The organism is Kitasatospora sp. NPDC088742, assembly GCF_055584905.1.
The window spans coordinates 34,449-47,119 of the sequence record NZ_JBVJLD010000017.1 but is presented as its reverse complement, the minus strand read 5'-3'; the positions used below and the strand labels follow the sequence as shown (position 1 = coordinate 47,119).

Below are 12,671 nucleotides of genomic sequence, written 5' to 3'. Positions count from 1 at the left end.
AGCCGCACAGTTGAGTACCTCGACGGATACCCCTCCGACCTGCGGGAACGGCAGAGTGGGGGCAACCCGGAGCGACGGACCGTCAGGTCCCCTCCGGGTAGCGGCCCGACGTCCACGGACTGTGGGGGACCGGTGGGCAACCACTCGGGCCGCGACATCTGGCCGGGTGCGGCCGCGCACCGCCGACACGGGGCGGCGGAGCGCGGTACGGGGGAACGCCGGGCCCGGGGGGAAAGCGCCGGGACACCTCGCACCGAAGGGTGCGGGGTGTCCGTGCGTCAGTGCCCACTACCAGATTGTCAGTGCCGCCGTCCACCATGGAGACGTACGGGCCGTCCGGCCCGGACACCCGCCGTGGACCGGGGGAGAGTATGACCATCAGTCAGCCCGAGACCGCCCCACTGCTGCCCGCACCCGCAGGCCCGCCGTCCGTCCCGGCCGGCCGCCTGAGGGGTGCCGACATCCACCCGGTGCCGCGTCGCGCGGCCGCCCCGCCGGCCGCGCTCGACCTGCTTCGGCACGCCGAGCTGACCCTGCTCCAGGCCCGTCAGTACGAGGACCCGTTGCAGCGTTACTCCACCGCCCACCTCGCCGCGCTGCGCACCACCGCGGCCGTCCTCGCCGTCCGGGGGCGCCCGGAGAAGCGGACCAGGCGGCGGCAGGCGATCCGCAGCGCCTGGGACGTACTGCCCGAGGTGGCCCCCGAGCTGGTCGAGTGGGCCGCGTACTTCGCCGCCGGGGCCCGCCGCCGGGCGGCCGCCGAGGCGGGGATCCCGAACGCGGCCTCGGCCCGCGACGCGGACGACCTGATCAGGAACACGGCCCTCTACCTCCGCCTGGTCCAACGGCTGCTGAACCTCCACCCGGACCAGCCGCTCCCGCTGGGGGCCAGGGTGGGGGAGACCGACTGAGAAGGGGAGGCCGGTCCGCGGTGGGGTGAAGGGCGCCGCGGGGGTTGGGTGAGGGGCCGTCAGGCCTGGTGCGGTGGGTGTGGTGCCTGGGGCGTCTAAGGTGGTGGCGTCCAGCGTCCCGCTTCGCCCTAGCCGAGGAGCCTCCGCCTTGTACCCGACCCGTCCTCGCAGTGCCCTGCGTACCGCCGTGGTGTGGGAGGTGGTGCGAGCCGCCCTGGAGACCCGGGCGGCCGAGCTGGGCAAGCCCGTGCTGGAGGTGCTCGACACCGGCGGCGGCACGGGCAACTTCGCCGTGCCCGTGGCCAAGCTGGGCCACCGGGTGACGGTGGTGGACCCGAGCCCGGACGCGCTGTTCGCGCTGGAGCGCCGGGCCGCCGAGGCCGGGGTGACCGAGCTGGTCCGGGCCGTCCAGGGCGACACCCAGACCCTGCCCGAGGTGGTCACCCCCGGTTCGGTGGACGCGGTGCTCTGCCACGGCGTGCTGGAGGTCGTGGACGATCCGGCCGAGGCCCTGAAGAACCTCACCGCCACCCTGGCCGAGGGCGGTCTGGTCAGCCTGCTGGCCGCGAACCGGAACGGCGCCGTGCTGGCCCGCGCCCTGGCCGGCCACTTCGACGACGCCCGTGCGGTGCTCGATGCCCCGGACGGCCGCTGGGGCACCCAGGACCCGATGCCCCGCCGCTTCACCGGCGAGGAGCTGAACGAGCTGGCTGCCGCCGCCGGCCTGCGGGTCGCCTCGGTGCACGGTGTCCGGGTCTTCGCGGACCTGGTGCCGGGCGTCCTGGTGGACACCGAGCCGGGTGCGGTGGACGCCCTGCTGAAGCTGGAGCAGGCCGCCGCCGAGCAGCCCGCGTTCCACGCCGTGGCGACCCAGCTCCACCTGCTGGCCACCCTCGCCTGACCCGGCTTTCGCCCGCCGTTCCCCGCCCCGAAACCCGATTCCGCACGACCTTGTCGGGATGATTCCGCCGTCCGGGGCACTTGTCGGTACTTCAGGGCGTTGGGTGGCTGAGGACGGGGAACGTGACGTGGCCCGAGCCACGTGTTCCCGACCGTCCCGAACCGGGCGCTCGGACCGTATGATCTGGGTAAAGCCGGAAAGCATGACGGCCCGGCCCGTGGGGCATATGGTCCACACAACGACCCGAGCCAGGGGTGGCGGACCGGTCGCCCCGCGACCGACGAGTAGGAGGACTCCGTGCCGCTCTCGGAGCACGAGCAGCGACTGCTCGAGCAGATGGAGCGAGCGCTGTACGCCGAAGATCCCAAATTCGCGTCAGCGCTTGAGGGAACCGGGCTGCGCACCTACACCCGTCGGCGGGTCTACCTGGCCGCCGCGGGGTTCGTGGTGGGCATCGCCCTCCTGATGGGGGGCCTGGTCGCCAACGTGATCGTGGTGGGCGTGGTCGGTTTCGTGGTGATGCTGGGCTGCGCGGTCTTCGCCGTGAAGGGCTGGAAGCGCGGTCCGGCCGGGCCGGGAGCGGGAGCCAAGGCCTCCCCGCCCCCTCGCCGGAAGGCCGGTGTGATGGACCGGATGGAGCAGCGCTGGCAACGCCGTCGGGACGAGCACGACGGTATGTGACCGGCACCGAAGACCGAAGACCTGGGTTCGCGCGAGGGCGGGCAGTCGATCCGACTGCCCGCCCTCGTCGTGTCCGGACGTGGAGAGAGTGCGAGGGGGAGGAGGCCTGTGGCCTCCTCCCCCTCCCGCCGTCAGTCCCGCTCGCCCCGCCCGCGCAGGCCGGGCAGTCGGCGCACCGCCCCGGTCAGCCGGTCCAGGACGGAGCGGACCGCGTCGCCGGCGGCCGCCGTCCGGTCGCCGATCCGCCGGCGCAGCCGCGCCGAGGAGGGCGGCAGCAGCACGGCCCTGGTCCGGCCGCGGCGGCCGGCCGAGGCCCGCAGGCCGTCGGCGGCGGTCCGCACGTCCGGGCCGAGCGGCAGCTCGGTGTCGGCGCTGCGGGCGTAGAGCACCCGTTCGGTGGCCAGCGCCACCCGTCCGGCGGCGGCCGTCGCCTGTTCGTCCAGCTGCCCCACCTCGGCGATCCGGCGGACGGTGGTGCGCGGGGTGCGCGAGTCGTCCGGCGGGATGCCGAGGTCCCAGGCGGTGTCGATCAGCTCCTCCCAGGCGGCCAGCACCTGGTGCTCCGTCAACTCGCCGCCGCCGTCGCCACCCGGTGCACGCCGGCCGGTGCCGAGCCGCCGGCGCCGCTGGCGGATCCGCCAGAGCATCGGGGTGGCCAGCAGGGCCAGCACCAGCAGCCCGACGGGCACCGAGACCAGCACCGGCCACTCCAGCCACCAGGGCCGCTCGTCGACGTTGACGGGGGTCGCCGTCCGCTCGTCGGCGCAGCCGTCCTGGCGCTGCTGCTGTGCGCTGCAGCTGCTGCTGGAGCTGGGCACCGCCGAGGGGGCGGTGCTCGGGGCGGTGGTCGCCTCGGTCGGCTGGGTGCTGGGCGCCGGGGCCGCCTTCTCCGAGGTGTACTCGGGGGCGCTGCCGCGGCTCGGGGTCGGCTCGAAGCGCAGCCAGCCCGAGCCGGGGAAGTAGAGCTCCGGCCAGGCGTGGTAGTCCTGGCTGCGCACCACGAACCGGCCCTGGCCGAGGTCGGTGCCGGGCGCGAAGCCGATGGCGACCCGGGCGGGGATGTTCAGCGAGCGGGCCATCGCGGCCATGGTGGCCGCGTAGTGCACGCAGAAGCCGGTCTTCTCGCGCAGGAAGCGCGCGATGGCCTCGTTCCCGGTGCCCGCGTTGACCTGGAGGTTGTAGCGGAACTCGGGGCCGGTGAACCAGCTCTGCAGGGCCACCGCCTGGTCGTAGGGGTTGTTCTTGCCGGCCACCACCTTGCGGGCGGTCTCGCCGACCACCGCCGGGAGGGTGTCCGGCAGGCTGGTGTAGCGGCGGCCGAACTCGGCCGCCACCGGTCCGGCCGAACGCAGCTGCGCCGGGGTCGGGCGGACGTCCCGGCTGACCGCCTTGTACGCGATGCCGTCGGTCTTCTGCCCGCCGTCGCCGACCACCGACCGGGTGGTGGGCTCGTACTTCCAGTCGCCCTTCACGCTGACCGAGTCGGCCGGGTAGGCCAGCGGCAGCCACTCGGTGGAGAGGTTCTTGGAGACGGTGACGTTGGTGGTGAAGCGCTCGGCCGCGACGTCCAGGCCGAGGCCCTCGGGCTCGGGCAGCGGGTTGGGGATCCCCTGGAGGCGCTGCTCGGAGAACTTCCAGGCGACGCCGTCGAAGTTGTCCAGCGCACCGATCCGCAGGTAGAGGTCGGTGGCGTTGGTGTCGGTGGAGAAGGTGAACAACTCCGTGTTGTCCTGGCGGGTCAGATTGGCCGTCAGGGCCACCACCGGGTTCAGCGAGGTGACCTGGCGGCCGCCGTTGCCGAGCCCGGGGCCGCTCCCGCTGCCGTTCTCGAACAGGCCGAGGCCGGTCTGCGGGACCACCAGCGGGATCACCACGGCGCAGGCCAGCGCGAGCAGGCCGACCCGGTGGCCGCTGTGCGAGATGGTGCCGCTGCCGTCCTGGGCGGTGCCGTGGAAGACCCGGCCCCAGCGGGAGAGCCGGTCCTGGCCCTCGGCGAAGAGCAGCAGCAGGTAGCCCGCGGCGGAGAGCAGGAACCACAGCCAGGCGTTGTCGGTGCCGTTCAGGCCGGTGCCGACGGAGTACAGCGCGAGCAGCGGCAGCCCGGCCAGTGCGGCCCGGCGGAAGGTCACCGCGAGGGCGTCCACCAGCACCGCGATCAGCGCCACCGCGCCGACCAGGATCAGCTGCACGCCCTCGGTCGCCGGGGCCGGGGCGGTGTACTCCTGGATGGTCTTCTGACCCTCCGCCAGCAGGGTGCCGACCGCGTCCAGCGCGTGCGGGCCCGGCAGCACCACGTAGTCCATCGCACGCTGCACGAACAGCAGCAGCAGCAGGTAGACCACGGCCAGCAGTTGGAGCGGCACCTGGAGCACGCGGGAGAACGCCAGCCGGCGCAGCCCGGCACCGGCGCCGCCGGCCGCGGCGGTCACCAGGACGGCCCGCAGGACCCAGGTGGCAGGCTGCACCAGCGGGGTCAGACAGAGCGTCACCAGCACGGTGGCCAGCGCCGAGTAGAGCGTGAGCTTGGCCCGGGTGGTCATCCGGTGGCCTCCCCGCTTCGGTCGGTAGGGACGGCCGGGCGCGCAGCGCCTCCGGCCGGGGGGTGCGGACGGGAGGTGGTCATGACCCAGCCCCGTTGCGGTAGGGGACGGCGGCGGCGCGCTCGGCGTGGCGCCACAGGGTGGCCACCGAGTCGCCGGCCCGGGCGGGGAGCACCGTCCAGCCGGCCTCGCGCAGGCGGGTCACCTGGTCGGCCGCGTCCTGGTCCGGGGTGTCCGGCGCCAGGTGGCGCAGGCCGGCCCAGGTCCCGGTGTCCAGCAGGAAGGCGACCGCCCCGGCCGCCCGCCGCCGCAGCCGGCCGAGCCGGGCCACCTGCTCCTCGTCCAGTGAGCCGAGCACCGCGACCAGCACGCCGTCGCCGCCCTGGCGCAGCACCTGCTCGGCCCGGGCCAGGGTGCCGCCGTCGGAGAGCTCGACCACGGCGAGGGAGTCCAGCAGCAGGCCGGCCGCCTCCGCCACGGTGGCGATGGCCCCGGCCTCCGGGCCCGGCACGGACAGGCCGGTGTCGGTCAGCAGCCGGGTCCGGTAGCCGCGCTCCAGCAGGTGCACGCCGACCGAGGCGGCGCAGCTGACGGCCCATTCGAAGGAGGAGGCCGGGCCGGAGCCGCGGTGCGCCACCTCCCGGGTGTCCAGCAGCACGGTGGCCTTGGCCCGCAGCGGCTGCTCCTCCCGACGGACCATCAGTTCGCCGTAGCGGGCGGTGGACTTCCAGTGCACCCGGCGCAGGTCGTCGCCGTGCCGGTACTCGCGCGGGATCACGTCGTCGTCCCCGGCCAGCGCCAGGGTGTGGATGTTGGACTCGCCGTGGCCGGTGGACTCCCCGGGCAGCTTCACCGTCGGCAGCGTCACCACCTGGGGCACCACGGTCAGCACGTCCGAGGCGGCGAAGGAACGGTTCAGCTCGCACATCCCGAACGGGTCGGCCACCCGCAGCTGCAGCGGCCCCAGCGGGTAGCGCCCGCGCAGGTCCGAGCGGACCCGGTAGGAGACCTCGCGGAAGCCGCGCGGCTCCACCCGGTCCAGCACGAAGCGCGGCCGCGGCCCCAGCACGTACGGGACCTGGTCCTCCAGCAGCAGCAGGCCGGTCGGCACCCGGGAGACGTTGTCCAGCCGCAGGTGCACCCGGGCCTCCTGGCCCGCCGCCACCCGGTACGGGCTCAGCCGCCGCCCGCCGGCCACCCGGTAGCGGGTGCGCAGCAGCAGGGTGGCGGCGGCCAGCGGCAGGGCGGCCAGCAGCACGGAGACCTGGAGCAGGGTGTCCTGGCCGAAGACGTAGGCGCAGAGCGCGGCGGTGATCCCGGCGGCCAGGAAGGAGCGCCCCCGGGTGGTCAGGCCGCGCAGCCCGGTGCGCAGTCCGGTCGGACTGTCCGGCTTGGCCACCTCAGGCCCGGCCCTGCGAACGCGGGATGGGCAGGCTCGCGACCAGGTCGGTGACGATCTGCTCGGTCGAGCGGCGGCTCAACTGGGTCTCCGCGGTGGGGATCAGACGGTGCGCCAGCACCGGCACGGCCAGCGCCTGGACGTCGTCCGGCAGCACGTAGTCCCGGCCGTCCAGCGCGGCGTGGGCGCGGGCCGCCCGGACCAGGTGCAGGGTCGCGCGCGGCGAGGCGCCCAGGCGCAGCTCCTGGTGGTAGCGGGTGGCGCCGACCAGCTCGACCGCGTAGCGGCGGACCGCGTCGGAGACGTGCACCGAGCGGACCACCTCGACCAGCTTGAGGATGTCGTGCGCGTGCGCGACCGGGGTCAGGTGCTCCAGCGGGTTGGCGCCGCCGTGCACGTCCAGCATCGCGAACTCGGCCTCGGCGCTGGGGTAGCCGATCGAGACGCGGGCCATGAAGCGGTCGCGCTGCGCCTCGGGGAGGGGGTAGGTGCCCTCCATCTCCACCGGGTTCTGGGTGGCGATCACCATGAACGGGCTGGGCAGCTCGTAGCTGGTGCCGTCGATGGTGACCTGGCGCTCCTCCATCGACTCCAGCAGCGCCGACTGGGTTTTCGGCGAGGCGCGGTTGATCTCGTCGCCGACCACGATCTGCGCGAAGATCGCGCCCGGACGGAACTCGAAGTCCATCCGCTGCTGGTCGAAGACGTTGGTGCCGGTCACGTCGGAGGGCAGCAGGTCGGGGGTGAACTGGATGCGGCGGACGGTGCAGTCCACCGAGCGGGCCAGCGCCTTGGCCAGCATCGTCTTGCCGACGCCGGGCACGTCCTCCAGCAGCAGGTGGCCCTCGGCCAGCAGCACGGTGAGGGCGATCCGGACGGCCTCGGGCTTGCCCTCGATGACGCTCTCCACCGAGGCCCGGACCCGTTCGACCACTGCGCCGAGCTCGTGCAGTCCTGAACCGCCCGTGCCGGTCTGTCCGTTGAAGGTCGTCACTCGATTGCTCCCATGCCCCGAAAATGCAAGCTGGCCGGTCGGCCTGAAGGCGCATTCTTCCTTGTCGGGGGGCGGGTCGTCACCCGAGTGGGCGACACGGGAGGAGTGTCCGTTTTGCGCGCCCCCGGGTGACGGCCTCGCCGTCCCGGGGGCGCGGTGCTCAGTGGATTTCGCGGAGGAGGCCGGTGTGGACGTCGAAGACGAAGCCCCGGACGTCGTCGCGGTGCGGGATGAAGGGGGAGGTGCGGACCCGCTGCATCGACTGGCGGACGTCGCCGTCCAGGTCGACGAAGGACTCGACGGCCCAGGTGGGGCGCTGGCCGACCTCCAGCTCCAGGTCGCGGCGGAAGTCCTCGGTGAGGCCGAGGAGGCCGCAGCCGGTGTGGTGGATCAGGACGATCGAGCGGGTGCCCAGGGCGCGCTGGCTGATCGTCAGGGAGCGGATGGTGTCGTCGGTGACGACGCCGCCGGCGTTGCGGATCAGGTGGGCGTCGCCGAGTTCGAGGCCGAGGGCGGCGAACAGGTCCAGGCGGGCGTCCATGCACGCCACCACGGTGACGTTCCGCACCGGGCGGGCGTCCATCCCGCCGTCCCGGAAGGTCTTGGCGTACTCGCGGTTCGCGGCGACGAACCGGTCGGTGATGGACGGGGTGGAGTCGGCAGCGGCGGTCGGCACGGGCCGGTCGGGGGTCACTGTCATGCCGATGACGGTAGTGGGCTTTCGGCCGTTGTGGAGGGGGGCCGGAGGCGAACGGGTGGGGTGTGACGGAGGGCATAGCCGGTGAGCGGTGCCGGGTGTCCGGTTCGTGCCGGTCCGTCCGGCGTGCGGCGGGGGTCGCGCGCGGTGCCGCCGTGTGGGGGAGGGGAGCGGCCGCCCCTGCTCCGACCTGCGGGAATCCATGCCGCCGCCCGGGTGGCGCGCGGCCGTGGACGATTGACTCGGCAGGCGGGGACGGTAGAGTTCCGGCCAGTGGAGCCCCGCCCCTGACGGCCCGTCAACTGCCGCCCGGGGCCCGGCCGGTACGCAGTCCGAGGCCTCCACCCGCTCCGTGCCCACCTGGCGCACCTTCCCCGGTGCCGGGCGGTCACTCCTTCCCCGGACGAGCGGGCGGGGACCCCGGACTGCGAACCGCAACCGCCCGGCGACGGTGGTCACCCCGGGGCGCGAGGCTCTGCTGATTTGCGGCTCCGCCGCGGGGCGCGAGTGCGGAAGGCGGACCAGCGTTAGGTCGGGGCATGCGAGCCAGTTGCAGCTCGTGCCGATCCCCTGCGCGCAGTTCCTCGCGCCCCCGGGGTGACCACCTTCGCGGGCGACCGTGTCGTGCCGCCGGGCCCCGGGTGGGCGGCGGGGTGGGCGGGATGGACCAGAATGGTCGTCATGAGCACCGACAGTCCGGCCCCCAAGCACGTCCCGGTGATGCTGCAGCGCTGCGTAGACGCGCTGGCCCCGGCGATCTCCGCACCCGGCTCCGTGGTGGTGGACGCCACCCTCGGTCTGGGCGGTCACAGCGAGGCGCTGCTCACGCAGTTCCCCGAGGTCCGGCTGGTGGCGGTGGACCGGGACACCGAGGCGCTCAAGCTCTCCGGCGAGCGGCTGGCCCGGTTCGGCGAGCGGGCGACGCTGGTGCACGCGGTGTACGACGAGATCCCCGAGGTGCTGGACCGGCTCGGCATCCCCGAGGCGCACGGCATCCTGTTCGACCTCGGCGTCTCCTCGATGCAGCTGGACGAGGCGGACCGCGGGTTCGCCTACGCCCAGGACGCCCCGCTGGACATGCGGATGGACCAGACCCGCGGCCTGAGCGCGGCCGAGGTGCTGAACACCTACACCCACGGCCAGCTGGCCCGGATCCTCAAGGTCTACGGCGAGGAGCGGTTCGCCGGGAAGATCGCCTCGGTGATCCTGCGCGAGCGCGAGAAGGAACCGTTCACCAACTCCGCGCGTCTGGTCGAGTTGGTGCGCAACGCCATCCCGGCCGCCACCCGCCGCACCGGCGGCAACCCGGCCAAGCGGACCTTCCAGGCGCTGCGGATCGAGGTCAACGGTGAGCTGGAGGTGCTGGACCGGGCCATCCCGGGCGCGCTGGACGTGCTCGCGCTCGGCGGCCGGATCGCCGTGATGTCCTACCAGTCGCTGGAGGACCGCCTGGTGAAGCAGTACTTCGCGGCGGCGGCCACCAACACCGCCCCGCCGGGGCTGCCGATCATCCCGGAGGAGCACCAGCCCTGGCTGAAGCTGCTCACCCGCGGTGCCGAGCTGGCCACGGAGGAGGAGATCGAGGAGAACCGGCGTGCCGCGCCCGTGCGGCTGCGCGTGGCGGAGAGGATCAGGGAGACCGGTTGACCGTAGGGAGCGCGGAAGAAGGAGCGGCGCTGGAGCGCGTGCATCGCAAGGCGGAGGAGGGAGTAGCAGCGGAGCTGCGGCGACCGACGACAACGCGGCGAGGTGCGTGCTCCGGGGTCGCGACGCCGCGGGCCCTATGGTCAACCGGTCTGTGACCCGCGGCTAGAACGGACGCCGGACGGGGGGACGTGCAGCGGCGAGGGAGAAGAGCGGTGCCGGTGGCCGGTGGAGGCCTGACGGGTGGTCGGACGCGGCGGGAGCGCGGGTCGGTCCCCGGCCAGGGGGGCGGGGTGCGGATCTCGGTGCGCCCGGCCCGGCGGCAGATGCGGGGGCGCACGCCCTTCGCGGTGCTGGTGGTGGCGCTGCTCTCGGGCGGTCTGCTCGGGCTGCTGATGCTGAACACCGCGCTGAACGAGGGCTCCTTCGAGCAGAGCCGGCTGGAGCGGCGGACCACCGAGCTGACGGACCGCCAGCAGACCCTCCAGCAGGACATCGACCAGCAGTCCGCGCCGGACGCTCTGGAGCGCCGGGCCCGCGAGCTGGGCATGGTGCCCGGCGGGGACCTGGGGTTCCTGAAGGACGACGGCTCGGTCAACGGCAAGCCGGAGAAGGCCGAGGACAGCCCGCCGGTGAAGCGCACCGACCAGGAGCTGTGGAGCCGCACCGGCACCTCGCCCAGCCCCACGCCGGCCGCCCCTCCGCCCGCCGACACCGGGGTGCAGATCAACCCGGCCCCGCCGCTCGACGCCCCGTCAGCGGCCGCCCCGTCCGCCGGAGGTACCGCGCGATGAGCACCCCCCGTCAGCCCGGCCGCGGATCGGGTGGGAGCGGGAGCGGCAAGCCCCGGCCCCGCCCGCAGCCGGCCCGCCGCCCCGCCGCCGGGGCCGGGCGCGCCGCCGGTGCGTCAGGAGCCGCCCGGGCGGCGGCCGGAGCGCAGCGCCCCCGCACCCCCCGCCCGCGCACCGGCGAGCCGCCGCGCCGTCAGCCGCCCCGCCGCCCGGCCCCGCCGCAGCCCCGGCTGATCAAGCTGGGCGACCCGAAGAAGCGGCTACGGCTGGTGGGCGTGGCGATGGTGGCGGTCTTCTCGGTCTTCGCCGGGCGGCTGGTCCAGCTGCAGCTGCTGGACTCGGACGAGCTGGCCGCCGCGGCCCAGGCCAACAAGTACGTGCAGGCCAAGCTCTCCGCCGACCGCGGCTCGATAACGTCCTCCGACGGCGTCGCGCTGGCCACCACGGTGGACGCGTACGACGTCACCGCCGACCCCTCGCTCTACCCGCTCGACAAGTCGCTGGTGCCGGACGCGCCGGAGCAGGCCGCCGCGCTGCTGGCGCCGATCCTGAACCGCGGCAAGGAGCAGCTGGCCGCCCTGCTGCACACCCCGAAGACCCAGTGGGTGATGCTGGCGCCCCGTCAGAGCCCGGAGACCAAGAAGCAGATCACCGACCTCAAGGCCACCCTGGCCAAGCAGGCCGACACCGCCGCCTGCCGGGCCCAGCGCAAGCTGGTGGGCAAGCCCGCCGAGCAGGGCGGCCGGACGTCGGTGGACGCGGCCTGCGCCAACCCGCTGGCCGGGATCGTCTTCCAGGACTCCAAGCGCCGGGTCTACCCGGCCGGGGGCCTGGCCGCCAACCTGCTCGGCTACGTGAACGCGGACGGCATCGGCACCGGCGGCCTGGAGCTCCAGTACCAGGGCGAGCTGGCCGGCAAGGAGGGCCACAGCACCTACGCCCAGGTGGGCGGGCGGCAGGTCCCGACGGCCGGCGGGAGCCAGCAGTCCCCGGTGGAGGGGTCGGACCTGCGGCTGACCGTCGACCGGGACATCCAGTGGGCGGCCCAGCGGGCCATCACCGACCAGGTGGCGAACGCCGGGGCGGAGAAGGGCTACGTCATCGTCCAGGACGTGAAGACCGGTCAGGTCCTGGCGATGGCCGGATCCCCGGGCTTCAACCCGAACGAGCTCGCCAAGGCCAAGGCCGAGCAGCTGGGCAACGCGGCGGTCGGCGACGCCTTCGAACCGGGCTCCACCGCCAAGCTGATGACGATGGCGGCGGTGCTGGACACCGGCACGGCGGCCTGGGACACCTACGTCGAGGTGCCGAACACCCTGCAGCGCTCGGACCGGATCTTCCACGACGACATCGACCACCCGACCTGGCACCTGACCCTGGCGGGCGTGCTGGCCAAGTCCTCCAACATCGGCACCATCCTGGCCGCCGAGAAGCTCGGGGCGGACCAGGCGGCCTCCAACAAGGTGCTGCACGACTACCTGACCCGGTTCGGGATCGGGCAGTCCACCGGCCTGGGCTTCCCCGGCGAGACCAAGGGCATCCTGGCCAAGCCGGAGGCCTGGAACGGCTCGCAGCAGTACACCATCCCGTTCGGCCAGGGCCTGTCGGTGAACGCGCTGCAGGCCACCTCGGTGTTCTCCGCCATCGCCAACGGCGGGGTCCGGGTGACGCCGAGCCTGCTGGCCGGGACCACCGGGCCGGACGGGCGGTACGTGGCCGCGCCGCCCGGCAAGGAGACCCGGGTGGTCAAGCCGGAGACCGCCAAGACCCTGACCGAGATGCTGGAGTCGGTGGTCTCGGACGAGCAGGGCACCGGCACCAAGGCGGCCGTGGAGGGCTACCGGGTGGCCGGCAAGACCGGCACGGCCAACCGGGTGGACCCCAAGACCGGCAAGTACAACGGCTACACCGCCTCCTTCATCGGCTTCGCGCCGGCCGACGCCCCGCGCGTCACCGTCTCCTGCGTGATCCAGGACCCGAAGAACGGCCACTTCGGCGGCCAGCTCTGCGGACCGGTGTTCAAGCAGGTGATGGAGTTCACCCTCAAGACCCTGCGCGTCGCCCCCAGCGGCAGCCAGGCCCCGAACCTCCCCGTCGAGCGGAAGCCCTGATG

General features: G+C 74.0%; 10 protein-coding genes. 6 read left to right on the top strand and 4 right to left on the bottom strand.

From position 1 onward, the window contains the following. Positions 1-371 precede the first annotated feature (371 nt). From ACZ6ZR_RS15825 to ACZ6ZR_RS15815, 3 genes are all read left to right on the top strand, one after another. The gene (locus ACZ6ZR_RS15825; RefSeq protein WP_465642676.1) at positions 372-911 is read left to right on the top strand and encodes an SAV_6107 family HEPN domain-containing protein; all 540 of its coding nucleotides are present in this window, start codon (positions 372-374) and stop codon (positions 909-911) included. 103 nt (positions 912-1,014) lie between these two features. Further along, entirely contained in the window at positions 1,015-1,812 is a 798-nt protein-coding gene (locus ACZ6ZR_RS15820) for a methyltransferase domain-containing protein (protein ID WP_465642761.1), read from the top strand. Between the two features lie 297 nt (positions 1,813-2,109). After that, positions 2,110-2,493 (top strand): DUF3040 domain-containing protein, encoded by a 384-nt coding sequence (locus tag ACZ6ZR_RS15815; RefSeq protein WP_465642675.1) that lies wholly within the window; start codon positions 2,110-2,112, stop codon positions 2,491-2,493. A 131-nt stretch (positions 2,494-2,624) separates the two neighbouring features. On the opposite strand, the gene ACZ6ZR_RS15810 is transcribed toward ACZ6ZR_RS15815, so the two are convergent. The 4 genes from ACZ6ZR_RS15810 to ACZ6ZR_RS15795 form a co-directional block, all read right to left on the bottom strand. Then, entirely contained in the window at positions 2,625-5,033 is a 2,409-nt protein-coding gene (locus tag ACZ6ZR_RS15810; RefSeq protein ID WP_465642674.1) for a transglutaminase TgpA family protein, read from the bottom strand. A 79-nt stretch (positions 5,034-5,112) separates the two neighbouring features. Further along, entirely contained in the window at positions 5,113-6,432 is a 1,320-nt protein-coding gene (locus tag ACZ6ZR_RS15805) for a DUF58 domain-containing protein (RefSeq protein WP_465642673.1), read from the bottom strand. A 1-nt stretch (position 6,433) separates the two neighbouring features. Continuing rightward, the gene (locus ACZ6ZR_RS15800; protein ID WP_465642672.1) at positions 6,434-7,426 is read right to left on the bottom strand and encodes an AAA family ATPase; all 993 of its coding nucleotides are present in this window, start codon (positions 7,424-7,426) and stop codon (positions 6,434-6,436) included. Between the two features lie 160 nt (positions 7,427-7,586). Next, positions 7,587-8,126: a beta-class carbonic anhydrase gene (locus ACZ6ZR_RS15795; protein ID WP_345279745.1), complete on the bottom strand. Its 540-nt coding sequence runs from the start codon at positions 8,124-8,126 to the stop codon at positions 7,587-7,589. Between the two features lie 678 nt (positions 8,127-8,804). Here ACZ6ZR_RS15795 and rsmH point away from each other — a divergent pair. The 3 genes from rsmH to ACZ6ZR_RS15780 all read left to right on the top strand — a co-directional run bounded on the left by rsmH (position 8,805) and on the right by ACZ6ZR_RS15780 (position 12,669). Continuing rightward, positions 8,805-9,770 (top strand): 16S rRNA (cytosine(1402)-N(4))-methyltransferase RsmH, encoded by a 966-nt coding sequence (gene rsmH, locus ACZ6ZR_RS15790; RefSeq protein WP_465642671.1) that lies wholly within the window; start codon positions 8,805-8,807, stop codon positions 9,768-9,770. Positions 9,771-10,060: 290 nt separating this feature from the next. After that, positions 10,061-10,561: a cell division protein FtsL gene (gene ftsL, locus ACZ6ZR_RS15785; protein WP_465642670.1), complete on the top strand. Its 501-nt coding sequence runs from the start codon at positions 10,061-10,063 to the stop codon at positions 10,559-10,561. Beyond that, entirely contained in the window at positions 10,558-12,669 is a 2,112-nt protein-coding gene (locus tag ACZ6ZR_RS15780) for a peptidoglycan D,D-transpeptidase FtsI family protein (protein WP_465642669.1), read from the top strand. The genes ftsL and ACZ6ZR_RS15780 overlap by 4 nt, the downstream gene beginning before the upstream one ends. Positions 12,670-12,671: the final 2 nt, after the last annotated feature.

Bases quoted from the DNA above. Each gene is read 5' to 3' on its own strand.
- ACZ6ZR_RS15825 (WP_465642676.1), top strand. From the start codon at position 372: ATGACCATCAGTCAGCCCGAGACCGCCCCACTGCTGCCCGCACCCGCA.
- ACZ6ZR_RS15810 (WP_465642674.1), bottom strand. From the start codon at position 5,033: ATGACCACCCGGGCCAAGCTCACGCTCTACTCGGCGCTGGCCACCGTG.
- ACZ6ZR_RS15795 (WP_345279745.1), bottom strand. From the start codon at position 8,126: ATGACAGTGACCCCCGACCGGCCCGTGCCGACCGCCGCTGCCGACTCC.
- rsmH (WP_465642671.1), top strand. From the start codon at position 8,805: ATGAGCACCGACAGTCCGGCCCCCAAGCACGTCCCGGTGATGCTGCAG.
- ACZ6ZR_RS15780 (WP_465642669.1), top strand. From the start codon at position 10,558: ATGAGCACCCCCCGTCAGCCCGGCCGCGGATCGGGTGGGAGCGGGAGC.